Source organism: Cellulomonas sp. Leaf334 (assembly GCF_001424195.1).
Classification (GTDB): Bacteria; Actinomycetota; Actinomycetes; order Actinomycetales; family Cellulomonadaceae; genus Cellulomonas.
On sequence record NZ_LMOO01000008.1, the window covers coordinates 501,562 to 525,923 of the forward strand.

The 24,362-nt window shown below is 71.8% G+C and carries 21 protein-coding genes; 15 read left to right on the forward strand and 6 right to left on the reverse strand.

Features of this window, described 5'->3' with window-relative positions; genetic code table 11:
• The first annotated feature begins 45 nt into the window (after positions 1–45).
• Positions 46–918, forward strand: a complete 873-nt coding sequence (locus tag ASF78_RS20400; RefSeq protein WP_056593895.1) for a DUF4253 domain-containing protein — start codon at positions 46–48, stop codon at positions 916–918.
• A gap of 36 nt (positions 919–954) precedes the next feature.
• Here ASF78_RS20400 and ASF78_RS20405 read toward each other — a convergent pair whose 3' ends face one another.
• A complete protein-coding gene (locus tag ASF78_RS20405; protein ID WP_082495235.1) occupies positions 955–1,302 on the reverse strand; it encodes a DUF952 domain-containing protein in 348 nt (115 codons plus the stop codon).
• Between the two features lie 230 nt (positions 1,303–1,532).
• Here ASF78_RS20405 and ASF78_RS20410 point away from each other — a divergent pair, with 230 nt between their 5' ends.
• Both ASF78_RS20410 and ASF78_RS20415 read left to right on the forward strand, forming a co-directional pair.
• Positions 1,533–2,099, forward strand: coding sequence for a dihydrofolate reductase family protein (locus tag ASF78_RS20410; RefSeq protein ID WP_056593897.1), 567 nt, complete (start codon positions 1,533–1,535; stop codon positions 2,097–2,099).
• A gap of 74 nt (positions 2,100–2,173) precedes the next feature.
• Positions 2,174–3,013 (forward strand): papain-like cysteine protease family protein, encoded by an 840-nt coding sequence (locus ASF78_RS20415; protein WP_056593900.1) that lies wholly within the window; start codon positions 2,174–2,176, stop codon positions 3,011–3,013.
• Between the two features lie 19 nt (positions 3,014–3,032).
• On the opposite strand, the gene ASF78_RS20420 is transcribed toward ASF78_RS20415, so the two are convergent.
• Entirely contained in the window at positions 3,033–3,641 is a 609-nt protein-coding gene (locus ASF78_RS20420; RefSeq protein ID WP_056593902.1) for a hypothetical protein, read from the reverse strand.
• A gap of 264 nt (positions 3,642–3,905) precedes the next feature.
• On the opposite strand from ASF78_RS20420, the gene ASF78_RS20425 reads away from it, so the two are divergent.
• The 3 genes from ASF78_RS20425 (at position 3,906) to ASF78_RS20435 (ending at position 8,949) form a co-directional block, all read left to right on the forward strand.
• Positions 3,906–6,656, forward strand: coding sequence for a glycoside hydrolase family 9 protein (locus ASF78_RS20425; protein WP_056593905.1), 2,751 nt, complete (start codon positions 3,906–3,908; stop codon positions 6,654–6,656).
• A 93-nt stretch (positions 6,657–6,749) separates the two neighbouring features.
• Entirely contained in the window at positions 6,750–7,106 is a 357-nt protein-coding gene (locus tag ASF78_RS20430; RefSeq protein WP_056593908.1) for an iron chaperone, read from the forward strand.
• Between the two features lie 235 nt (positions 7,107–7,341).
• The gene (locus ASF78_RS20435) at positions 7,342–8,949 is read left to right on the forward strand and encodes a cellulase family glycosylhydrolase (RefSeq protein ID WP_200940667.1); all 1,608 of its coding nucleotides are present in this window, start codon (positions 7,342–7,344) and stop codon (positions 8,947–8,949) included.
• Positions 8,950–9,064: 115 nt separating this feature from the next.
• On the opposite strand, the gene ASF78_RS20440 is transcribed toward ASF78_RS20435, so the two are convergent.
• Together ASF78_RS20440 and ASF78_RS20445 are read right to left on the reverse strand one after the other, a co-directional pair.
• Entirely contained in the window at positions 9,065–9,988 is a 924-nt protein-coding gene (locus ASF78_RS20440; protein ID WP_056593912.1) for a cold-shock protein, read from the reverse strand.
• A 135-nt stretch (positions 9,989–10,123) separates the two neighbouring features.
• Positions 10,124–10,780, reverse strand: coding sequence for an NAD(P)H-binding protein (locus ASF78_RS20445; protein ID WP_082495236.1), 657 nt, complete (start codon positions 10,778–10,780; stop codon positions 10,124–10,126).
• A 94-nt stretch (positions 10,781–10,874) separates the two neighbouring features.
• On the opposite strand from ASF78_RS20445, the gene ASF78_RS20450 reads away from it, so the two are divergent.
• Positions 10,875–11,447: a TetR/AcrR family transcriptional regulator gene (locus ASF78_RS20450; RefSeq protein ID WP_056593918.1), complete on the forward strand. Its 573-nt coding sequence runs from the start codon at positions 10,875–10,877 to the stop codon at positions 11,445–11,447.
• Positions 11,448–11,469: 22 nt separating this feature from the next.
• Here the strand turns inward: ASF78_RS20450 and ASF78_RS20455 are convergent, their stop codons facing one another.
• A complete protein-coding gene (locus ASF78_RS20455) occupies positions 11,470–12,165 on the reverse strand; it encodes an LmeA family phospholipid-binding protein (RefSeq protein ID WP_056593921.1) in 696 nt (231 codons plus the stop codon).
• 109 nt (positions 12,166–12,274) lie between these two features.
• Between ASF78_RS20455 and ASF78_RS22535 the strand changes: the two genes are divergently transcribed.
• The 5 genes from ASF78_RS22535 (at position 12,275) to ASF78_RS20475 (ending at position 18,623) form a co-directional block, all read left to right on the forward strand.
• Entirely contained in the window at positions 12,275–12,415 is a 141-nt protein-coding gene (locus ASF78_RS22535) for a hypothetical protein (RefSeq protein ID WP_156374264.1), read from the forward strand.
• On the forward strand, positions 12,412–13,062 hold the full coding sequence (locus tag ASF78_RS20460; protein WP_056593923.1) for an HAD family hydrolase: 651 nt from the start codon (positions 12,412–12,414) through the stop codon (positions 13,060–13,062). The genes ASF78_RS22535 and ASF78_RS20460 overlap by 4 nt, the downstream gene beginning before the upstream one ends.
• A gap of 267 nt (positions 13,063–13,329) precedes the next feature.
• Positions 13,330–14,622, forward strand: coding sequence for a cellulose binding domain-containing protein (locus ASF78_RS20465; protein ID WP_056593926.1), 1,293 nt, complete (start codon positions 13,330–13,332; stop codon positions 14,620–14,622).
• Positions 14,623–14,977: 355 nt separating this feature from the next.
• Positions 14,978–17,431 carry a hemopexin repeat-containing protein gene (locus ASF78_RS20470; RefSeq protein WP_056593928.1) on the forward strand — a complete coding sequence of 818 codons (2,454 nt, stop codon included), beginning with the start codon at positions 14,978–14,980 and terminating at the stop codon, positions 17,429–17,431.
• A gap of 118 nt (positions 17,432–17,549) precedes the next feature.
• Complete coding sequence (locus ASF78_RS20475) at positions 17,550–18,623, forward strand: hypothetical protein (RefSeq protein ID WP_056593930.1); 1,074 nt, start codon at positions 17,550–17,552, stop codon at positions 18,621–18,623.
• Positions 18,624–18,659: 36 nt separating this feature from the next.
• Here ASF78_RS20475 and ASF78_RS20480 read toward each other — a convergent pair whose 3' ends face one another.
• A complete protein-coding gene (locus ASF78_RS20480; protein WP_056593933.1) occupies positions 18,660–19,895 on the reverse strand; it encodes a glycosyltransferase in 1,236 nt (411 codons plus the stop codon).
• A gap of 362 nt (positions 19,896–20,257) precedes the next feature.
• Between ASF78_RS20480 and ASF78_RS20485 the strand changes: the two genes are divergently transcribed.
• The 3 genes from ASF78_RS20485 to ASF78_RS20495 all read left to right on the forward strand — a co-directional run bounded on the left by ASF78_RS20485 (position 20,258) and on the right by ASF78_RS20495 (position 24,332).
• Entirely contained in the window at positions 20,258–23,167 is a 2,910-nt protein-coding gene (locus ASF78_RS20485; protein ID WP_156374266.1) for a hypothetical protein, read from the forward strand.
• Between the two features lie 84 nt (positions 23,168–23,251).
• Positions 23,252–23,773 carry an AAA family ATPase gene (locus tag ASF78_RS20490; protein WP_056593938.1) on the forward strand — a complete coding sequence of 174 codons (522 nt, stop codon included), beginning with the start codon at positions 23,252–23,254 and terminating at the stop codon, positions 23,771–23,773.
• Between the two features lie 52 nt (positions 23,774–23,825).
• The gene (locus tag ASF78_RS20495; RefSeq protein WP_056593940.1) at positions 23,826–24,332 is read left to right on the forward strand and encodes a hypothetical protein; all 507 of its coding nucleotides are present in this window, start codon (positions 23,826–23,828) and stop codon (positions 24,330–24,332) included.
• The last annotated feature ends 30 nt before the right edge of the window (positions 24,333–24,362 follow it).

Consider the following 24,362-nt stretch of genomic DNA (forward strand, 5'->3'; position numbering starts at 1 on the left):
GGGTCGTCCCTTGTGGCGTCGGGTGGATCACTGGAGGATGCCGTCGTGGCGAGCGGCGCGGACGAGATCGGCAGAGCACTCCGCGGGACGGCTCTGGAGGGCATGCCGGTCAGGCCGTCCCGGAACGATCACCCGGAGGGCTTCCCGTTCACCCCGCCTGACAGTGACGTGCTCGTGATCGACGGGGTGGAGCCGAGCCGCGTCCTGGAGCACTGGCGCACAGCCCGCGACGTGCTGCCGAGCACGTCGCGCTGGCCGATCGCGGTCGCACCCGGGTGGAACGGCGGGTTCTGGAAGGTGCCCGAGGACAGGCTGGCTGAGCTCGAGGGCGCCATCGTCGGCATGGACGACTCGCGGATGTTCCACCGCTTCGTGTTCGACGTGCCTACTGCGCAGCAGGACTGGCGTGACGGCTTGGACCACGTCTTCCCTGGAGCGGGCTTGGCGGCCCGGATGGCGGCCGAGCTACCGGACCCGGTCCTCGACCACGAGGTCGACCGGTGGATCCACGACTGCCTGATGGCTGATCCGTCGCTGGTGGCACTGGTCGAAGATCGACTGCAGCACCATGTCGGGACCCGGGCGTGGTTCGAGCCGGACTCGGTCGAGCTGGCGTTCCTGCCGACCACGTCACCGTGGCTGGCGATCGAGTGGGTGGGCTACTTCGGCGCCGACCACGACCAGCCGGCGTTTGTCGCGGCGCTCAAGCGGTGGCACAGCACCTGGGGCGCCGAGCTCGTTGCCGCCTGGGGGACGATGCTGCAGTTCACCGTGACCCGCCGCCCCCGGCAGGGTGACGAGGCGTGGGAGCTTGCCGGCCAGCTGCTGGCCTGGGCCGGCAGCCTCCAGCTGTCCCAGTGGGAGCTCGCACTGGTTCTCGCCCGCAGCGACACCTGGTTCCTCCACGACCGACCGTAGGTCGTCGGCTCCGCTGTCGTCCGTGCCACCGCCCGCTCAGAACCTCAGCTCGCCGTCCGCCCCGATCACCGCCGGCAGCACGTCGTGCACCCACTCCGGCCGGATCGGCCCGAACACGTGCGGGAACAGCTGCCCGTCTCCCCCGTCCTCGAGGCGGACGTCCGTGCCGGCGGCCTCGATGGTCTCCGAGTCCAGCACCAGCACACAGAGCTCCTCCGTGTCGCCGGCGTGGACGAAGCGCGCCACAGCGGGCAGCTGCTCACGGCGCGAGGCGTGGATGAAGCCGACGTCGTCCAACGACGCGCCACGGGTCGACGTGCGGTACTCCCCCGTGACCAGAGCCTCGTCCCAGTCCGTGCGGTGGGCCAGGTGCAGGATCTCCACTCGCGGGAGGCTACTCGCGCGGCGGTCAGACCGCGCCGCGACATGCGGCCAGCGCGCTGGCCAGGTCCACCGCGATCAGGTCCGAGCTCGGCGCGGCCGCGGCCTGCACATCGGCCGCCTGACGACTAGGTCGTGGACCCGGACTGTCGGTGCGCGCTCCCGCGTCCCTGTCTCTTGCCGGTGCCTCCGTGTCCTGCAAACCTTGAGTCCCCGTTCGCCGGAGGCATGTCATGGGCAAGCTCATCTACGCAGCCAACACCTCGCTCGACGGCTACCTGGAGGACGAGGACGGCTCCTTCGACTGGTCGGTACCCGACGACGAGGTGCACGCGTTCTGGAACGAGCACGAGCGGCACATCGGCACGTCGCTCTACGGCCGCCGCATGTACGAGACGATGCGCGTCTGGGAGGACGACGACTGGCTGAGGAACGAACCGGCCGTCGTCCGCGAGTACGCGGGGATCTGGCGCGACGCGGACAAGGTCGTCTACTCCACGACGCTCGACGAGGTGTCGACGGCGCGGACGAGGATCGAGCGGCAGTTCGACCCTGAGGCGGTACGACGGCTCAAGGAGGCGTCCGGGTCGGACCTGAGCGTCGGCGGAGCCACCCTCGGGGCGGAGGCGTTCCGGCACGGGCTCGTCGACGAGTGCGTGCTGCTGCTGTGCCCGGTGCTCGTGGGCGGTGGCAAGCCGGCCCTGCCGCGGGACGTCCGGCTCGACCTGGAGCTGCTGGACCACCGACGGTTCGGCAACGGTGTGATCTACGTGCGCTACGCCGTGCGTAGCGCTTCCTGACACCTGTGGCGGGTGCCGCGCTCGTCCGTGCGCGACGCGTTGTCGCGCTGAGCTCGACCTGCCACGCTGGGGAGATGGCCCTGCCCATGCTGCACTCGGAGCGTCGCCGGACGATGAGGCCGGGTCCGGTGCCACCGGTCGGCGCCGAGCCGGCGGTCCAGCAGCGGTACAGCCCCGTTGCGGTCGCCGGCCTGGTCCACCGGCAGTCGGTCCCGACGGTGATCCGGCGAACCTTCGTGCTGACGAAGACCTACACGCCACGCGTCGACATAGCCGACGTACCCCTGGTGGACCCGGAGAACTCGAAGAAGGAGTGGGGCCGGGAGACGCTCGCCGGGGGGAGCGGCTACCACTTCCGGGTCACCGGGTTCGACTTCGACGGCAACGTCATCCTGCAGGGTGGTCAGGCCGGGATGACCTACCTGCTCGGCCGGGACATGGACGGCGGCTTCGACCTCGTCGACGTGCCACCGGAGCTGCCACAGCCCAGCTACGTCGGGTACACGAATGTCAGTGGCTGGCAGAAGCAGATCTTCCCGAAGGGCTGCTGGTTGGCGACGATGTCCGTCCTGGCCGGCCGGTCGCAGAAGGACATCCAGGAGGGCCTGGGCTGGCCGAACGAGTCGTTCTACGGCATCTCCGCGAAGGACCTGGTCGAGTTCTCGCAGATGGTCGAGTGCCAGGTGGTCAAGGTCCCCAAGGACGACATCGGGGCCATGTACGCGTCGGTCAACCACGGTGCGCCGGTGATCCTGGGAATCCAGGACCCCGCGCACGTGATGCTGATCTACGCGATCTCCACCGATCCTGGCCACCGCATGATGCGGATCTGGGATCCGGCCGACGCGAAGATCCAGGAGGTGGAGACGGAGCGGGTGCTGAAGAAGGCGGACGCCATCTTCCTCCGGCAGTGAGTCGTCCGACCGGTGTCGGTCAGTCTGCCTGGCGCAGCTCGATCCGCAACGCGGGGAACCCCGAGAGGTCCTCGTCGACGAGCGACTCGGGCCCGTGGACCTCGCTGCCGACCTGGAACGTCACGGACGTGCCGGTGGCTGCCGGTCGGGTGACGGCACGGAGCTCGTCGTCCGGGACGCCGTGCCGGTACGTCTGCGACCACGCCCCATTCGCACGGTGGTTCTCGTGGACCAGCAGCGGGCTCAGCGCCGACACGACGGAGATCCCCCGTCGCGGCAACCCGTCGGGGAGCCGCGGGCCGTCCACCGCATCGAAGAACCGGACGTCCCGGGTCGACATCACCGGTTTGCGGATCACGTCCCCGTTCCCGTCGAGCCGGGTGTCGGTGCCGCGCCCGTCGTCGGCGACGGTCACCGTCCCGTCCGCACGGAGAGTCACGACGGCGTGCCCTGGGCGTCCCAGCGACTCGGCCTCCTCGTTCGCGTACGCGAGCACCTCGAGGAGGAGGTGGCGTCGACCGCCGGCCCCGTAGAGGGTCGGGCGCGATCGGATCCGGGCAAGGTGCACGAGGTCGAGATCGGTCGACCAGTCGTGCGTGCTCACGGCCCAGGACGCCCTCTCGGTCATGCACTCACGCTATCCGTCGCCCTCCCCGGTGGCGGCGTGAACCACCTCGTACAGCGAGGGCCCGTCTGGTCGGCCCTGTCTCGGCGCGACGCTGCCCGGCGACGAGCCGCCTAATCGATTCCGCCTTCCGTCGCCGGGCGGACGGACCTGCGCGCAGCCCTACCGTGGCCCGAGCGCTCCCACGACGGCCGTGTCCCAGCGCTGGGCAGCTGCCGTGCGTGGTGATCGCCGTCCACCACGTCGCCCGCTCACCAGAGGACTGCCATGTCACCGACTACTCACCGTCGCGGCGGGCTGCCCCGGCGCCGCACCGCCGGGCTGGCGGTCGCCGCCGCGCTGGCCCTCTCCGGTCTCGTCGCCGCGCCGCAGGTCGCCGTCGCAGCGCCGGACCCCGGCTCCCCCGTCAAGGTCAACCAGGTCGCCTACGTGCCCGGGGTCGCCAAGCTGGCGACGCTCGTCAGCACGTCCTCGGCCCCGGTGGCCTGGACGCTGCGGAACGCGGCAGGCACGACCGTCGCGTCGGGCCAGTCGACGGTCAGGGGCGCCGACGCGCTGTCCGGCGACTCGACCCACGTCATCGACTTCTCGACGTTCGACACGCCGGGCTCCGGGTACGTGCTGTCCGCCGCGAACGCCAGCAGCTATCCGTTCGACATCTCCGCGGACCCGGTGAAGAAGCTCCGGTACGACTCGTTGGCGTTCTTCTACCACCAGCGCACCGGGATCGCGATCGAGGCGCAGTACGTCGGCAGCACCTACGCGCGTGCCGCCGGCCACCTGGGCGTCGCGCCGAACCAGGGCGACACGAGCGTCCCGTGCCGCCAGTCGTGCGGCTACAACCTCGACGTGCGCGGCGGCTGGTACGACGCGGGCGACCACGGCAAGTACGTCGTCAACGGCGGCATCGCGACGTGGCAGCTGCAGAACGCGTACGAGCGGACCCTGTACGTGGCAGGTGCCGACAAGGCGGCGCTGGGCGACGGCACGATGGCCATCCCGGAGCGCTCCAACGGAGCCCCCGACATCCTCGACGAGGCACGGTGGGAGGTCGAGTTCCTGCTCCGGATGCAGGTGCCTTCCGGCCGCACGGACGCCGGGATGGTGCACCACAAGATCCACGACGAGAACTGGACCGCGCTGCCGACGATCCCCGCGCAGGACAGCCAGCGCCGGCTGCTGTCGCCGGTGAGCACCGCGGCGACGCTCAACATGGCGGCGGTGGCCGCGCAGACGTCGCGACTGTGGAAGACGCTCGACCCGACGTTCTCCGCCAAGGCCCTCGCGGCAGCGCAGACCGCGTACACCGCCGCCAAGGCGAACCCGAACCGCATCGCGTCCGCGACCGACGGCACCGGCGGTGGCGCGTACGGCGACACCTCGGTGACGGACGAGTTCTACTGGGCGGCCGCCGAGCTCTACGCGACGACCGGCTCCGACACGTACCGCGCCGACGTCACCGGGTCGTCGCTGTACCGGGGCGGCAGCTTCGCGCAGCGCGGCTACGACTGGGGCTGGACCGGTGGCCTCGGCGACACGACGCTCGCGCTGGTCCCGACCGGGCTCCCGTCCGCCGACGTGGCCGCCACCCGCGCGGCCATCGTGACGTTCGCCGACGCCGCGCTGACCCGCGCGACGAACCAGGCGTACCCGGCACCCAACAACGCCGGGAGCGTCTACTACTGGGGGTCGAACGGCCAGGTCGCCAACAACGCGAACGCCCTCGCGCTCGCGTTCGACTTCACCGGTCAGGCGAGGTACCGCACCGGCGTGTACGCGGCGCTCGACTACTTCCAGGGCCGCAACCCGCTCAACCAGTCCTACATCGCGGGGTACGGCGAGAAGGCGGTCCAGAACGTGCACCACCGGTTCTGGGCGAAGCAGGCGAACGCGTCCCTGCCCATCGCGCCGCCCGGCTCGTTCTCCGGCGGCCCGAACAGCGAGCTCCAGGACCCGATCGCCGCGGCGCAGCTCGCGGGGTGCGCCGCCCAGAAGTGCTTCGTCGACCACATCGAGGCGTACTCGGTCAACGAGGTCGCGATCAACTGGAACTCGGCGCTGGCCTGGCTCGCGAGCTGGGCGGCCGAGCACGCGGGCGGGACGCCTCCCGTCGACACCACGCCGCCGAGCGTGCCGGGCACGCCGACCGCGAGCGCGGTGGGCGACACGTCCGTGACGCTCACCTGGTCGCCGTCCACGGACGCGGAGAGCGGGATCGTTCGGTACGACGTCGTGCGCGTCGCCGGGGACTCGCTCGAGGTCGTGGCGACGACGTCGACGACGTCCGCGACGGTCACGGGCCTGCGTGCCGCCACGTCGTACATGTTCGTCGTCATGGCGCACAACGGCGTGCGGCTGAGCGCGACGTCCCCGTCGATGACCGTGACGACGACGGGCGGCACCACTGACCAGCCGCCCACCGCACCCGGCACGCCGGTCGCGTCGGGCATCACGCAGACGGGCGCGACGCTGTCGTGGTCGGCCTCGACCGACGACAAGGGCGTCGCGGGGTACGACGTCCTCCGGCTCCAGAACGGCACGTCCACGGTGGTGGCGACGTCGACCACCACCTCGGCGACGCTCACCGGGCTGACCCCCGACACGGACCACGTGATCGTGATCCGGGCCAAGGACTCCGCCGGACAGGTCTCGTCGGTGTCGACCTCCGTCGCCTTCCGCACCCTGCCCACCGTCACCACGCCGCCCGGCGGGTGCAAGGTGACCTACTCGGCGAACTCGTGGGGCAACGGGTTCACCGCGAACGTCACGGTCACCAACACGGGGTCGACGGCGTGGACGTCGTGGAAGCTGGCGTTCACCTTCCCGGGCAACCAGTCGGTCACCCAGGGCTGGAGCGCCACGTACAGCCAGACGGGCTCGGCGGTGACGGTGACGAATGCGGCGTGGAACGGGAACGTGCCCGCCGGCGGGTCGACGAGCATCGGCTTCAACGGCTCGTACAGCGGCACGAACACCGCGCCGACGGGCTTCACCGTGAACGGGGCGCCCTGCGCCTGAACCGCTCGCTCCTGCAGTGCGGCGAGGGCCGCCGGTCATCCGACCGGCGGCCCTCGCGGGTATCCTCGCCACGCCTTCAGGAGGAGACGCGACATGACGACGGTCACTGACCACGACGCCTACATCGCCGCGGCGCCCGAGCCCTTCCGGCCCTCGCTGGAACGGTTGCGCGCGATCCTGGCCCGCACCCTGCCGGAGGCGGAGGAGATCGTCGCGTACGACATGCCCGGGTTCCGGATCGGTGACGCGGTCGTCGCGAGCTACGCGGCGTTCAGCAAGCAGTGCGGCCTGTACGTCCGTTCGGCCGCCATCTCCGAGCACGCCGACGAGATCGCCGCCGCGGGCCTGAGGGCGACCAAGACCGGCATCACCTTCACACCGCGCCGACCCGTCCCGGACGACCTCGTCGGGCGGCTGGCGCGAGCGTCACGCTCGGACGCCGGCGCCTGACGGCCCCGCCTCCTGCGCGCGGCGCCACCCCGCACGGACGCGCACCGGCCGAACTCGACGACGGAGCGCCGCCGATGCACCCCGAACGTGTTCCTGCGGGTGACAGGCCAGGGAACCGCTTGCGTGAATCGCTTCACACGGCTGCGCGAACGACCTCCGTCTGGTGCGCTTGCCCTTCGCTTCCGACGTCGCCGCGATCCGTGCGCGGTCCCGTTTCCTGAGAGGGATCCCTCCCGTGCACCCACTTCGCAAGGTCCTGTCCCTCGCCACGGCGGCCGCGGTCGCCGTCGCCGGCTCGATCGCCGTCACCAGCCAGGCGAACGCCGCTGCCGGCTGCCGCGTCGACTACACCGTGACCAACCAGTGGCCGAGCGGCTTCGGCGCCGACGTCAAGGTCACCAACCTGGGCGACCCGATCACCGGATGGGACCTGCGCTTCTCCTTCGGCGCCGGCCAGACCGTCGGCCAGCTCTGGAACGGCTCCGTCACGCAGTCCGGGGCCGCCGTGTCGGTCCGCAACGCCGGGTGGAACGGGAACATCGCCACCAACGGCACCGCGTCGTTCGGCTTCAACGGTGCGTGGGCGGGGAGCAACCCTGCGCCGAGCGCGTTCACGCTCAACGGTGTCGCGTGCACCGGTAGCCCGGTCACCCCGACCAGCTCCCCCACGACGTCGCCGACGACCACACCGACCCAGACCCCGCGGCCGACGACCACGCCGACGCCGACTCCCACGCCGACCACCGGACCGATCACGGGCAGCGCCGCCCAGCTCGTCGCCGACCTGGGCAAGGGCTGGAACCTCGGCAACCAGCTGGAGGCCAACGTCAACGGCGTGCCCAGCGAGACGGCGTGGGGCAACCCGGTCATCACCGGCGCCCTCATCGACCGGGTCAAGGCGTCCGGCTTCACGACGATCCGGATCCCGGTGTCCTACCTCAGCAAGATCGGCTCCGGCCCGAGCTACACCGTGGACGCCGCCTGGCTCAGTCGGATCAAGCAGGTGGTGGACCTGGCCTACGACCGCGGGCTGCACGTCATCATCAACATGCACGGCGACGGCTACAAGAGCGTCGGCGGCTCCTGGCTCATCTGCGACGCGTCCGGGCAGGACACGATCAAGGCCAAGTACCAGAAGGTCTGGCAGCAGGTGGCGTCGACCTTCCAGGGCTACGGCGGACGCCTGATCCTCGAGTCGATGAACGAGAACTTCGACGGCCAGTACGGCGCCCCCACCCAGCCGTGCTACTCCAACATCAACGCGTACAACCAGGTCTTCGTCGACACCGTGCGCCAGACCGGCGGGAACAACACCTCCCGCTGGCTGCTCGTGCCGGGCTGGAACACCAACATCGACTACACCACCGGCAGCTACGGGTTCGTCGTGCCGAGCGACCAGTACCGGTCGTCGGCCATCCCCAGCAGCGAGAAGCGCCTCATGATCTCCGCGCACTACTACGACCCGTGGGACTTCACCGGGACCGAGGACGGCACCATCACGCAGTGGGGCCCCAACGCGACCAATGCGTCGAAGAAGTCGGTGTGGGGTCAGCAGGACTTCATGGACTCCCAGCTGAAGAAGATGTACGACAAGTTCGTCGTCAACGGGTACCCGGTGTTCATCGGCGAGTACGGCTCGATCGACAAGTCCACCTTCGACTCGTCGAACAACAGGTACCGCGCCGACTACGCGCGCACCCTCGTCGCGACCGCGAAGAAGTACGGCGCAGCCACCGCCTACTGGGACAACGGCTACAACGGCCAGTACGGGTTCGGGCTGTTCGACCGGAGCTCCGCGACCGTGACGCAGCAGGGCATCATCGACGCGATCATGGGTCGGTGACGGTGGTCTCCTGAGCGGGACAGGTCACCAGGCCGCCCAGCAAGCCCTGAGTGACGTGACGTTTGCTCGTCGCGTCACTCGGGGCTTGCTCGACGTCCGGGGTGACCCGTCCCGCTCAGATCCGCTCGACGCCGTCGGCCTGCGGTCCCCGGTCGCTCTGCCGGACCTTGAACCGGACCCGGTCACCCTCCTGGAGCGTCTCGGCGCCCCGCACGACCGACACGTGCACGAACAGGTCGTCGCCGCCCGCGTCCGGGGTGATGAAGCCGAAGCCGCGCTCCGCGTCGTAGCGCGCGACCTCGCCCTCCCCGCCGCTCACGTCTGCCCCGGAAGCCGTCGGGCGTCCCGAGCGACCGCGGACGGGGGGCGCCGGCTCCGAGCCACCGACGAGCCTGACGTCGCTGCCCTGCGGGCCCTTCTCGCCGGCGGAGAGCCGGTAGGTCACGCGGTCGCCCTCGTACAGCTCGGTCAGCCCCCGGGCCAGCTCGCGGACGTGCACGAAGACGTCCTCACCGCCGTTGTCGGGCCTGACGAACCCGAAGCCCTTGCCCGTGTCGTACCAGGACACGGTGCCGTCGGCTCCGTCGGCCGCCGGCTGGGCGGCCTCGGGGCCGAGCGGCAGCAGGTGGTCGGCCTGCGGCCCCTTCTCCCCGTCGACGACGAGGAACGCCACCCGCTGGCCGTCGGAGATCACGCCGCCGCCCACGATGGCCGAGCTGTGCACGAAGATCTGGGGTCGGCCGCCGTCGGGCTTGACGAAGCCGTACCCCTTGGTCGGCTCGTACCAGGCGACGGTCCCGAGCACGCCCACGGGTGCGTCGGCGGCGTGGTCGCCCGTCACCCGGACCCGGCGCGCCTGGGGGCCGCGGTCGCCCTCACCGACCTCGAACTCGACCTCCTGCCCCTCGCGGAGCACCCGGATCCCGTCGAAGCCGACGATCTCGGACGCATGCACGAACAGGTCGTCGTTCCCTTCCCCGAGGTCGAGGAAGCCGAACCCCTTGTCGACGTCGAACCAGCGGACTGTTCCCTGGGGCACGGTTGACTCCTCGTCTAGGCAGGACGTTGCTGAGACCCAGTCTCCCCGACTTGTCGGCGACTCCCTGTCAGGCCGTCGACGCGGTGGCGTCCTCGACAGCCTGCGCGCCCCCGTCGTCGCGCGTCCAGCCGGGTGCTACTCCACCGGGCCCGTCGCACGGCTTCCCCCGCCGGCGACGGAGATCGTCTGCCCGACGGCGGTCCGGTCCTCCAGGGCGTCGAGCACCGCGTGGGCGAGGTCGGCGCGCGCGATGCTAAAGCCCCACCGCACGTTGCCGTCACGCCGGGAGCGGTACCGGCCCGAGCCCGCGCCGTCGGTGAGCCTGGGCGGGCGCAGGATCGTCCAGTCCAGCCCGCTCGCCCGGATCAGGGTCTCCATCGCGGCCATGTCCGCGTTCGAGTCGCGGAGCACGCGGGCGAGGATCGGTTTGGCGAGGTACCGGCTGAGCGGGTCGTCGCCGGCTACGATCCCGCCGCTCGCGCTGAGGGCCACCAGTCGCGGCACCCCGGCGTCCCGCATCGCCTGGACGACGGGGACGATGAGCCGCTGCTGCACGGTGGTCGACTCGCCGGGCACGGGGCCGACGCAGAACGCGACCGCGTCGGCGCCCGCGAACGCCGAGGTCAGCAGGGGCAGGTCCCATAGCGGCGACTCGACGACCACCTCCGGGCGGAGCTCACCGAGACGCGCGCGGTCCCTCACGACGGCGGTCACGTGGTGCCCTCTCTGCTGTGCCAGCCGGGTCACGCCTCGTCCTGATCTGCCGGTCGCTCCCACGACGCTGACGCGCACGGTGCCTCCTTCGGTGGGGTGAGTAAACGCTCACCAACTAGACTCGCAGCCACCGCCGTCGTCGTCAATCCACGAGACCGAGGAGAACGAAGGCATGACCACCGACACCCGCGAACGCATCCTCGACGCCGCCGCGCGCATCATCCGGCGGGACGGCCTCGCCCGGACCACGACCAGGCTCATCGCCCGCGAGGCAAGGTGCTCGGAAGCCCTCCTCTACAAGTACTTCCCCGACAAGCAGGACCTGTTCCTGCGGGTGCTCACCGAGCGGGTGCCGCGCGTCGCGGACGTCGACGAGCTCGTCGGGCACGGGACCGCCCGCGAGAACCTGCACCTGCTGACCGAGCAGCTGCTCGCGTTCTACGACCAGAGCTTCCCGATGGCGGCCTCGATCTTCGGCGACACCAGCCTGCTCGACGCGCACCGGGAGAAGATGCGCGCACGCGGCGTCGGACCCGAGGCGCCCGTCTCGATCGTCACCGCGTACATCGAGGCCGAGCAGCGCACCGGGCGGCTCACCCAGGACCTCGACGCCGACGCCGTCGCCCGCCTGCTCGTCGGCGCCGCCCTCCACGAGGCGTTCCTCGCCAACTACAGCGGAGCTGGGCTCCCCGACCGGACCGCGCTCGCGGCCGCGCTCGTCGCCGCGGTCCTGCCCGACCACTGACCGCGCACAGGGGCTCGACCCGTCACGGGACGGCCGGGAACACGATGCGGACGTCGTCGCCGCTCAGGCTCGCACGGAAGCCGTCGTCCTGGACGACCACCTCCTGCAGCACCAGCCCCTCAGGCAGACCCTCGACCTCGTGCTCGATCGTGACGAGCCCACGCACGACCGACCCGATGAGCCCGGCGAGGAACGACGGGCCGCCGACGTCGATGGTCGACGGTTCGACGACCAGCCGCCCGTCGACGACCTCGACGGAGCCCGACGCGACGACATGGAAGCTGCGCCCACCGACCTCGACGTCGCGCTCCACGACCGCCTCCGACCCCTCGCCGGGACGCACCACGGCGTCCTCGCCGATCTGGTCGGCCACCACGTCGAACGGCACCGTCGCGTCGAGGACCATCGCCGTCGCGACGAGTCCGTCGGGGCCGGTCCGCACGCCCTGGGCGGACGCGGTGACGTCGTGCAGGGTCGAGTCGGGCAGGACGACCGTGCCGGCGTCGAGCACGAGGTCGTCGAGCCACATCTCCGCGGGATCGAGGTCGGTCGGTGGCTCGTCGACGCGCGAGGTCGAGGTCGGCGTCGTCGTCGTCGGCGCGGCGGCACCACCTCCCGCCGGGTCGCTGATCGACCACACGACGACCCACCCCGCGAGGGCGAGCACGAGGACGGCGACCGACGCGCCGAGCAGTCCGTCACGAAGGCGCGGGTTCATGAGGGACAGCGTGCATTGCTCGGGTCGACACCGCTCCCCCGGCGCCGTCGAGAGCGGCCACGCCCGCACCAGCGCGGCGCACGCAGCCCGGCCGGTGCCATGCTGTCCCGTGCCTCTCCCGCCCCGCAACGCCGACGACGACGGCGGTCCTCCGGCGGACGACGTCGTGCGGACGGCGTACAAGGCGAGGGCTGACGAGTACACAGCGCTGCTCGGGTCCGTGAGCGCGATGGTGGCGGTACGAGCATGATCGCGTTGCTCGACCTCGACGAGACGCTCGTCGACCGCTCGGCGGGTTTCGCCGCGTGGGCTCGGACCTTCGTCGAGCAGTGGTCGCTGCCCGAGGACCAGCTCGTCTGGATCGAGCAGCTCGACCGAGCGGTCACCCGGCGGGAGCAGTTCTTCGACGCCGTCTGCGAGCGGTTCCCGCAGGCCGGACCATCCGACCGGCTCTGGCAGGAGTACCGCACCCGGATGCCGCTGCTCGCACCCGCCTTCCCCGGCGTCGTCGAGCACCTGGTGACCCTGCGGTCCACCGGCTGGCGCCTCATGGTCGTGACCAACGGGAGGGTGGACAACCAGCTCGGCAAGCTGCGGCGGACCGGCATCGCGGACGTCGTCCACGGCTGGTGCATCTCGGAGGAGGTGGGCCTGCGCAAGCCCGACGCCGCGATCTTCGCCATGGCCCTCGCGCGACTGGGCGCGCAGGACGGTGACGTCTGCTGGATGGTGGGCGACGACCCCGCCGCGGACATCGCCGGCGCGAGCACCGCGGGTCTGCGGACGCTGTGGATCAGCCACGGCCGACCCTGGCCGTCCGGTGACGTCCGACCGGACCGGACGGCAGCGTCTCCGAGCGACGCACTGGCTGCCCTCGCGCGTGTCGCGGAGCGCTGAGCAGGGGTCCGAGGCCCGGTCGGGCCTGCGACTCGAGCCGCAGGGCGGCGACGAGCTGTGCGTGATCGAGCCCGGCACCGAGCTCCTCCTCCGCGTCGCGACGTAGCCGGACCCCGCGGCCGCTGGCGGACGATTCCGGGCACTGAACCGATTCGCACCGGTTCCGCGGCACCCTTTTATCGATACATTCGCCGTCATCAGCGGGCGTCGTCCCGTTGGCGCCGTCCCTGGCAGCGCGGCCGGGGACCTGCTGGAGGGAGCGACACCATGCGACACCCCACCCCGTCCCGAGCCCGGCTGGTCCTGCTGGGTGCAGTAGCCGCAGTGCTCGCCCTCGGCGGTCTGACCGCACCCGCCTCGGCCGCACCAGGGGGCGCCCTCCCGGCGGCCGCCACGGTCGGCTGCGGCCGGCAGGCGGGCCTGGCGACCGGAACCCACACCCTCACCAGCGGCGGCCAGTCCCGGTCGTACCGCCTCGACGTGCCGAGCGGGTACGACCCGAACCGCCCCTACCGCCTCGTCGTCGGGCTGCACTGGTGGCACGGCACCGCCGCCGACGTCGTGAACCAGAACTTCTACGGCCTGAAGCCCCTCGCCGGCACCAGCACGGTGTTCGTGGCACCGCAGGGCATCGACAACGCGTGGCCCAACACCAACGGCCGGGACGTCACCTTCATCGACGACCTGCTGCGCACGGTCGAGTCCGCGCTCTGCATCGACACGACGCAGCGGTTCGCGACGGGCTTCAGCTACGGCGGCGGCATGAGCAACGCCCTGGCGTGCGCCCGGGCCGACGTGTTCCGTGCGGTCGCGGTCCTCAACGGCGCCCAGCTGTCCGGCTGCGCGGGTGGCACCCAGCCCATCGCGTACCTCGGCTCCCACGGCATCGTGGACAGCGTCCTGAACATCTCCCAGGGTCGCGCCCTGCGGGACCGCGCCCTGCGGAACAACGGGTGCCAGGCCCAGCAGGCACCCGAGCCGGCCGCGGGCAGCGGGACCCACACGCGGACGGCGTACACGTGCCGCGACGGGTTCCCGGTGGTGTGGCTCGCGTCCGACAGCGACCACCAGTGGGACGCGCGGGACCGGGGGCAGCAGCAGTCGTGGGTGCCCGGGGAGATCTGGCGGTTCTTCAGCGCCCTGACCTCGACGACGACCCCGACGCCGACGCCCACCCCGACGCCCACGCCCACGCCCACCCCGACGCCGACCCCCACGCCCACCGTCACACCGACACCGACACCCACCCCGACCACCACGCCGCCGCCCGCCGGTTCCTGCACGGCGACCTACCGCACCGTGAACTCCTGGCCGGGCGGGTTCCAGGGCGAGGTGACGGTCCGAGCCGGATCGGCGGCGTCGTCGTGGAGCGTCAGCTGGCGCACGTCGGGCGAGCGCGTGGAGCAGGTGTGGAACGGCACGGTGACGACGCAGGGTGACCAGGTCGTGGTCCGGAACGTCGCCTGGAACGGCAACCTTCCGGCAGCCGGCAGCACGACGTTCGGTCTCCTCGGCAGCGGCACGTCACCGGCGCCCTCGCTGACCTGCACGAGCTCCTGACGGACGGCGACCGCCTCGTCCTCTGCCGGTCCGACGGCAGCCGGTAGAGGGCGAGGTGGTCGTCCGGCGCAGAACGGGCCCGGGTGCTCGTCGCGCAGCCGTTCGACAGCCCGCCGGGTCGCGCGGTCGCCGCGGTGAGGACCGGGTCCCCGTCGGAGAGCGGCGGGGTCACGACGAACCCGCGCTTCCGACGCCCGAGCGGTCCCAGCCGGGGACCGTCGCCTCAGCCGTGAACTGGCCGTGGGGGTCGCGCAACCAGACGCACGAGCGGGCACGTATCCCCCGCCGCCCTCGCGGCCTCCTCCCTCATCACGGGGGCGCGCACGGCGCTGCCCGGTGTCGACAGGGGGCTGTCATGGAACGCATCATCGAGATGGACGAGGGGGTCCACCTCGCGGACCTTGCCGACGAGCTCGCGCAGGCGGGTGTCGTCGTCAAGCAGCGGCTGGGGACGCGGCTGCTCGTGGCCGACGTGCCGTCCGGGACGGAGCGCACGCCGCGCGGGCTGCGGCTGCTCACCACGGACGAGGTGTCGCGCCGTGCGACCGGGACGTCCAAGGACGGTGACCGTCTCGCGCTCGCCGCCCGGCTGCGCCGATCCGACCCGGAGCGCCTGCGCCGCAAGCGGAACCGACCGCACGCCGGCGCGGAGTGGGACTCCCCGGCGGGCGGCGCCCGACCTGACCCGGCCGACGGCGACCACGCCGCCGGGACACCAGGACGCGTGACGGTCACGGCAGAGACAGCGGCGCAGATCGGCGCGGTGACGACGACCGGGCGCGCCATGCCGGCCGATACCGCCACGCTCACGACCCGCAGCGCCAACGCCAACGCGTCCGCCACGCCGACCAAGCCGGAGCGGCTCATCAACGAGGTGGCCGTCGGGCTGGTCTTCGTCGATGCGCCCGACGGCAGCGGGTACGGCATGGACCTCGACGAGATCGTCGACGCGATCGCCGAGGTGCAGGACGGCACCGAGTGGCTGGCGGCGCAGCAGCCGTCGGCGAACATCACCTGGGCGTACGACATCCGCATCGTGACCGTCGACGTCGAGCCGTGGACCGGCGCCCGTTGGCCCGGGCTCCCCGACGAGTGGTACGGGGGCACGGACGGCACCGGCACCGCTGGGATCGACGCGGCGCTCATGCGGTCGTCCAACGGCAGGATCTACCTGTTCCGGGGCAGCGAGTACGTGCGGTACTCGGCCGTCGCCGACGGGGTGGACGCCGGGTACCCGAAGCCCATCGCCGGGAACTGGAAGGGTCTGCCGGCGTCGTTCACCAGCGGGATCGACGCCGCGTTCATGCGCGAGTCGAACCAGAAGATCTACTTCTTCAAGGGCAACCAGTACGCGCGCATCGACACGACGAACTCCACGATGGACACCGGGTACCCGAAGCCCATCGCGGGCAACTGGCCCGGTCTGCCGGCGTCGTTCACCAGCGGGATCGACGCCGCGCTGCAGCGCAAGGACAACGGAAAGATCTACTTCTTCAAGGGCGACCAGTACGTACGCTTCAGCGCGGTCGCCGACGGGGTCGACGCCGGGTACCCGAAGCCGCTCGACCCGAACTGGGGCGGGCTGCCGGATGACTTCCAGGAGGGCATCGACGCGGCGCTCTGGCGTGACAGCAACGGTGCCGTCTACCTGTTCAAGGGCGGGAAGTACGTTCGCTTCAGCGAGGTGTCGGACGGTGTCGACGACGGGTACCCCGCGCCGATCGGGCTCTCCCGCGGCGAGGCGGAGCTGCTGTGGCGCGACCCGGCGATGGCGGCACTGGGCCACGACCCGGGCACACCCGGCCTCGACGCCTTCGTCGCGAACCTGGAGTCGTCGTACGGCGTCGACGCCGCCTACGCCGCGTTCTTCACACGCTGGCCGGTCGGGTGGTTCGGGTACGCGGGGTACCCGCGGATCGTGATGCACCTCGACAACGACGGCTGGGGCCGGTCCAACATCGACAGCGTCTTCGCGCACGAGACGGGACACATCTTCGGCGCCCCCGACGAGTACGCGAGCAGCAACTGCGCGTGCGACTCGACGGCCGGACGGTTCTACTCGGTCGCGAACGGCAACTGCGCGAACTGCGACGGCACGACCGTCGCGTGCATCATGAAGTCGAACTCGCTCGCCGTCTGCTCCTTCACCCCGAAGCACCTCGGATGGGGGCCGTTCCAGACGTCGGTCGACGCGGCGCTGTGGCGCGGGTCGAACGACGCCGTCTACCTGTTCAGCGGCGACGAGTACATCCGGTACACGGATGTCGGCGACGGTCGCGACGACGGCTACCCGCGGCGCATCAAGGGCGCCTGGATCGGCATCCCGACCGCGTTCCAGTCGAACATCGACGCCGCCCTGTGGCGGGAGTCGAACGGGAAGATCTACCTGTTCAAGGGCAGCCAGTACGTGCGGCTCGAAGGTTCCAACGCGACGATGGACCCTGGGTACCCCCAGCCCATCGCGGGGAACTGGAACGGTCTGCCCGCGTCCTTCACGAGCGGGATCGACGCCGCGTTCTGGCGCGAGTCGAACGACAAGATCTACTTCTTCAAGGGCAACCAGTACGCGCGGCTCACCACCGCGACCGCCACGATGGACGCCGGGTACCCGAAGCCCATCGCCGGCAACTGGACCGGGCTACCGGCCTCGTTCACCGGCGGGATCGACGCCGCCCTCATGCGCCGCGACAACCACAAGATCTACTTCTTCCGCGGGAAGCGGTACGTGCGGATCGACGGGGAGACGTCGGCCATGGACGCCGGCTACCCGAACTGGATCGACAAGAACTGGATGCCGTTCCCGCGGTGAGTCCGCTCGCGTCGCCCGCCGCTGCAGCCCCTGGGCTCCGGCAGCGGCGGGCGGCGCGTCCGGCCCACCTGTGGACCGGCCCGGGTGCAGCGCGGGCGTTCTCCGCTAGGTTCGCGCCGTGCCCGCGTCGACTCCCGTCCCGATCCGCCCGTTCGTGGTGGACTTCGTCCGCGAGGCCGGGCACACGGTCACCGGCCCCAGCTGGATGCACGTCGCCGGCCCCCGGACGAACGTCGTCATCGACGAGCACGAGGGGACGCTCACAGCGCGGCGGGTCGACGGCGAGGACGTGCTGGGCGCCCGGCTCGTCACCACCGAGCCGCAGGTCATGGAGAGGTTCCTCGTGACGGAGGTCGTCGCCGGCTGGCGGCGGGCGCACGGGCTGCGCCCCCTCGGCGACCGGTCGCTGCGCAGGCCCCGGTCGCACGAGGTGGTCCGTCACCCCGACGGGACGTCCGCGGTCCGACGCCGGTCCGACGGTGCCCTCGTGGCGTGGCGTCTCTCGCGGGCCGACGCGGCGCGGTTGGCGGCGACGTGCGAGCACCCGGTGGAGACCGTGGTCGCGGCGGCGAAGGAGCGACAGGGCAGGCCCGTGTGGACCGGGTCCACCCTGGCACCGCTCGTCCGGTCGCTCGTCCTCCTGGTCGTCCTCGTCGGCGCCCTGGCCGCGATCAAGTTGCCGAGGCACGTGGGTTCCTGGGAGTTCGTCGTCGGCTCGTCGGCGGGGTTGCTGGCCTGCGTCGCGGGAGTGACCTGGTTCGTCGTGCGGACCAGACGGGGACGGCGACGCACCGGCGACACGCTGGACCGTGCCCGTCCCGGCGCTGCGACGTGGCGCTGCCTGGCCGCACCGGGGTTCGCTGCCGCGATGGCAGCCGCCGGCGTGCGGGAGAAGCTGCCCACGCGACGGCAGATCGAGGTCACGCTGGTCGAGACGCCGACGGGGATCGAGGTGTGGCGCAACGGCCGCACCGAACCCCTTCGCGAGGTGCCGTGGGACCGGGTCGGGTCGGTGGACTGCGAGCCGGTGTCGGCCTCTCCCGTGTGCGTCCTCGTGGTGCGCGACGTCGACGGCGGACGGGTGCCCGTGATCCTGCTGCGGGACCGCACCGGCGCGCAGCGGCCCGCCACAGCGCAGGCCACCGAGGAGTACGCAGCGCACCTGCGCGATCTCTACCTGACGCCCCGCTGACCGCCGCCTCCTCCGCGCGGGCCGGGACGTCCCCGGTCACGGACCGTAGGGCAGGGTGGCCTCGATGATCCGGGTCGTCGCCGCGGCACCGTCCTCCCCTGCGTAGGCGTCCCGGACCTCGTCGGCGGCGCGCCGGATCGCGGGATCGGTCAGGACCCGTCGCACCGCGGCGGCGAGGTCGGTACGGACCCGCTTCGGCCGAACGGCGACGGCGTTGCCACGTGCGGCGCACCTCTGCACGTGCCAGGTCTGCTCCGGCTGCAGCCCCATGCCGACGAACGGAACACCCGTCGCGCACGCGGTCTGCACCGTGCCCTGACCGCCGTGGAGGACGGCGGCGTCGACGAGGCCGCCCAGCCGGTGCGCCGGGAGCAGGTCCGTGACGTGGACGTTCGGCGGCACGGCGTCGCCGTCGGCGTCGTCGAGATAGTGCCGGATCGGCGCGACGACGTTGATCGGCAGTGAGCCCAGGACCCGAGCCGCGTCGAGTGCGAGCGACCGGTCCGCCGAGGAGCCGAGACCCAGGTAGACGAGCGGCTCCGGCCGGGCGGCGAGCTCCTCGACGACCGGTGGGAGAGGGCCGTCGATGTGCGCGAAGATCGGCCCGACCCGCTCGAACGTCTCCGGCAGGTCGAACCCGTCGAGCTCCCACGGCATCTCGGTGACGAGGTTGCGGTCGGCCGTCAGCAGCGACGCGACAGTCCGGAGCGGAGGCACGCCGTGGGCCCGCGCGACGTGCGTGAAGGCGCGTGGGGCGAGCGGTGCGGAGGTGTAGACCCAGCGGAAGACCGCGGTGGCGACCCGGTCCGCCCACCGGGCGAGGCGACCCTCCCCCGGCACCAGGTACAGGGTGCGCGTCTGCGCGACGTGCGGTCCGGTGAGCGCGAACGGCACGGGGAAGAACAGCGGCACCCCCTCGGCCCGCGCCGCGATGAAGGACGTCAGGTTCGACCCGGTCACCACGGCGCGCGCACCCGAGTCACGGATGAGCCGCCGCTCGAGGTCGACGCGCGCACCGACCAGCTCCCGGGTGAACGGGCTACGCACCGAGCGGCCCTGGTCGAACGCGAGCGCCTGGTCCCGCTGGGCCCGGGTCCACGCCGGGCGGCCCGCCACGTACTCGAAGCCCGCGTCGCGGACCAGCGGGACGTAGTCGTCCTCGTAGCCCAGGAACAGGACCCGGTGGGCGGGGTCGAGCGCTCGCGCGACCTGGATCATCCGCGTGGTCTCGGCGAGGTTGAACGTCACCGGGCAGAACAGGACGGTGGCCACGTGGGGACGACCTCTCGATGCGGCGGACGTGCCTCCGTCCTGACGGTAGCGCGGGCGTCTGGCCGCGAGCGTCTCTCGTCGGAACACGAAAGTCCCCGGGAAGACCTTCGCCTGCCGGTGCAATTCCCAACTTTCACCGGGTGCCGTCGATGACGCGTGGTCGCCTGATTTCCCAGCACGCCACATTCGCTCCGAATGCCGGTCGCCAGCGCGCCCGGTGCCCGATTTTTAAGCCTTTCACCGGAGCAGTCGCCCCGAGTACCGTCGGCATCGGGGCCGGTTTGTCCGGACCGGCGGCAAATGTCCGCTAGGGGGCGGCGATGGACGCTGATCGGGTTGGTGAATCTTCCGAAGGCACACGTGTGCCCATCCCTGGCGGGGATGCCGGTCCGCCAGAGGAGCGCATTCTCGAGCTGCGTGTCCACGGCGTCAGCAATACGCCTCCCGCCTCCCTCCTGGAGGTCGACGAGGACGACGTCGAGAAGGTCCGCGGAGACAGCCTCGGCAGCTTCTGGACGCTGACGCCCACGGCACTGGAACACGCGCACAAGGCCGACCCGACTCATCACGACCACATCAGACGGACAGTGCACCGGGAGGCCTACTCGTGGGGGCAGATGGCCCGGAACTCGGCCACGGCCCCCGCGGGTGCCAGCAACGAGTGGGTGCAACGGCTCAGCCGCGCCGGGTGGATGTTCCTGGTTCCGCTGGGGCTGGCGAACACCGCCTACTGGAGCCGCCGACTGTCCCGCGACCCGGGGAGGTTCGCGCGGGGAGCGGGGCCCATCCGCGTCTTCGGGCTCGGCCTGACGGTCCTGGTCGTCATGGCGTTCTCCACCGTCTCCCTCGACCTGATCGCGACACAGTGCTTCGCCGCGACAGCCTCGGCGTGCCCGTCGCGCCCGGCCTTCCTCACCTCGCTGGAGACCCTCACCTGGACCCAGCGGCTCGCCGTGATGTCGCTCGTCCCTGTCGCGGTGCTGCTCTTCCTGCTGTGGCTGTCTGCCGGCTCCAGGGTCCGCTACGAGGAGGCGACCTCCGGTACCGACTCTCCGAGGGCCGCCAAGCGCGCGGACGATGACGAGAACGACGACGAGGAGGACGACGACGACGAGGACGAGGACAGAGGGCCCGCCGGGGTCGATCAGGAAGGGAACCCGTGGACGCTCGCGCACGCCAGCCTGTGGTCGCGCTGGAGCCTGACGAACGCCATGGCTCAGCTCCACGTCGCCGCAGGCCTGGGCGTGCTCGTCATGGTTCTGGCCGCGGCCCACGCCTGGGGACCGCAGGCGGACTGCCGCAACCTGCACGACTTCATCGACCACGTGCCCTCCTGCTCGACCGGCCTGGCCGGCGCCGAGGAGGTGTCGGCCTGGCTCTTCCTCGGCGGCGCCATCGTGGAGGCCTCGACGGTCTTCTTCGTGTGGAGGGCCCAGCACCGGACGATGCACAGCTCCCCCACGGGCGCCAGCTACCGAGCGTGGACCCGCGGCGTCCTCGTCGTCGCCGTCGTGCTCTTCGTGGCCGAGCTGGCGCTGCTGGTGGTGCCGAACGACGAGCCGACGCCCGAGAGGCTGGTCGGGCTCTCGTTCTTCCCGGCCACGGTGGTCGTCGTGCTCCTCCTGATCGCCCTGATTGCGACCACGTGGCGAGCTCGGCCGGGCCGGACGTGGATCGCGACGGTGGGAGCACTCCTCGTCGCTGTGCCCCTGTGGTACTGGGCGGTCAAGCAGTGGCCCGGGGAGTCCGAACCGCCACCGTGGACCCTGGTTGTCGCAGCCGCAGCGGGAATCGTGCTGATCGTGGCGGTCGCCGTCCGGTGGCGACCTGGCGCCCGACCACAGGGATCGCCCGACCCCAGGGTCGAGGGCTGGCGGGGGACTGCTCCCGCCGTGCTGCTCGTGCTCTCGCTCGGCGCCGTCGTGATGCTCACCAGCCTGGTGGTCGTCGTCGCCGGAGACTGGCTCAACGGGAGTGCGCCGGTGCCGTGCCTGGACGTCGCCTTCACACCGTCTCCCACAGAGATGTGCCAGCCACCGCTGGACCTGGGCCAGGCCGACGACGGCCTCGCCGCGAGGATGCTCCTGCCGCCGATGTACCCGATGTTCACGGTGACGCTCCCTGTCGGGCTCGCGCTCTCTGCAGTGATGCTCGCCGTCGTCACCGTCGTGCGTCTTGCGGCTGCGGCGAAGAAGAAGGCCGAGGTGTCGGCGGCGGCGACAGGCGAGCCACGCGAGACGCTCGCGGAGGCCCGGCGGGCGGACTACAAGGCCCAGCAGGCCGCGGGTTCCCTGAGGAAGCTCGCCGGACGCCCGGACCTGACGGACGCTCGTCGACGCGCCCGGAGACTGGCTGCGGCAGCCAAGTACTCCGAGCGCGTCCTCGGGGCCGTCGCGCTGGCGTTCGCGATCGCGCTGATCGGCATGATCCTGATCTCCGTCCGGCCGGCGTACGTCAGCAGTGATCTCACTGCGATCCTGACGTTCGTCGGGATCTGGTTGACGGTGCTCCTGTGGTCCACGCTGCTCCTCCGGGTCGTCACGAAACCCTCAGGACAGCGACCGGCAGGGTTGCTGTGGGACCTCATCTGCTTCCTCCCCCGCAGCGCCCACCCCTTCGGCCCGCCGTGCTACGCCGAGCGTGTCGTCCCGGAGCTGGCAGGACGTGTCTCGAGCTGGCTGGCCGAGGACCGGATGCCCGACGACAAGGACGTGCGACGAGTCGTCGTGATCTCGGCGCACAGCCTCGGCGCGGTGCTCGCCGTCGCCACGCTGTTCACCCTGCCGCCGGACACGACGCACCGCCGGGTGGGTCTCCTGACGTACGGCGCACAGCTGCGCCCGTACTTCGGCAGGTTCTTCCCCGAATTCCTCGGGCCGCAGGTCCTCGGGACGGACGGCTGCAACGCGCCTCGGCTGACCGATCGGACGCCGTGGCCGGTGCCACCCTTCGCGGCCGACGGGGTCAGACCGGGTGCGCGGGTGAAGGACGGGGTCGTCCCGCCCGGCGAGGAGGGTCCCGAGAAGGCCGCGCAGACGCTCATGGCGATGCTCCGCCACCCGGGAGAGTCCGAGCCCGCGTGGATCAACCTGTGGCGCGCCACCGACCCGCTCGGGATGCCGGTCGCGAGCGACGTGCCGAACTTCATCGACCGCGCGGCGGAGGAGCTCGACGCCACGTCCTTCGTCGCCACGGTCGGGAAGCACGGTGGGTACCCGCGCACGACCGCGTACCGGCGGGCTTTCGACGACGTCGTCGACCGGCTCGGTTGAGGTGCGCGCGCTGGGCAGCCGCCGCGTCGACTGACCGGCGGAATCGCGTCGCCCCCGGCGAGCGCCTCGCCGTACGGTTCCGGGATGGCTCCTGTCATCGTCGTCACCGGGGCGATGGCCGCCGGCAAGTCGACCGTCGCCGATGCGCTGGCCCGGTCCTTCCCGCTGGCCGCGCACGTGCGCGGCGACGTCTTCCGCCGGTTCGTCGTGAGCGGACAGGCGTCGATGGACCCGCCGCTGTCCCCCGCCGGACGCGCCCAGCTCGACCTGCGGCACACCATCGCGGCCCGGACCGCGGACGCGTACGCCGCCGCCGGGATCACCGCGGTGGTCCAGGACATCCTGCTCGGCCCCGACCTGGCGCGCTTCACCGCGCAGGTGCAGACCCGCCCGTGCTACGCGGTCGTCCTGGCACCGAGCGCGGAGACGCTCGCGGCCCGCGACGCCGCCCGGCACAAGCGCGGGTACGGGGCCTGGACCGCGCAGGAGTTCGCGGACGCCGCCCGGCAGACGCCCGGCGGGCTGCACGTCGACACCACGGGGTGGACCGTCGCCGAGACGGTGCGCCAGATCCTCGACCACCTGGACGACGCTCGGGTCGCCTGATCCGGCACCCGTGCCTCGGCGGCAGCGGGGCCGCCCTGGCAGGATTCCCGACATGACGGCCGAACCACCGACCGCTGGTCCGCTCGACGCCTTCCGCGCGGTGTGGGACCACGTGCTCACCCTCCCGCCGGCGGCGCGGGCGATGTTCGCGCTCGGGTGCGCGGAACGTCAGGTCCGTGCGGCGGACAGGCACGCCGAGCTGCTGTCGGCGCTGGAGGCGGGCTGGACCGTCGCCCGTGGTGGGTCCGTCGACCTGGCGGCGGTGCGGGCGGAGCTCGACGCCCGCGACGACCTCGACGACGACGACGTCGCTGCGACGTACTTCGCGCTCGGTTCCGCGGTCGGCGACCCGCAGGACTGCCGAGCGGCCGCCTCCCGCGCGATGGACGCGGCCTTCGCCCGCGCCGAGGACGACGAGGACGCGACGGGCTTCCGCCCCCTGGCCGACGACGCCACCGGTGCGCCCGTCACGGCAGAGCTCGCGTGGCAGCAGGCGGCGGCGGCGAGGCTCGCCACGGACGGGCCGACGGAGGCCGTGATGGCCTGGCTCCGGCGGTAGTGGGGGATCGTCGGATCCGGGGTGCGCCGT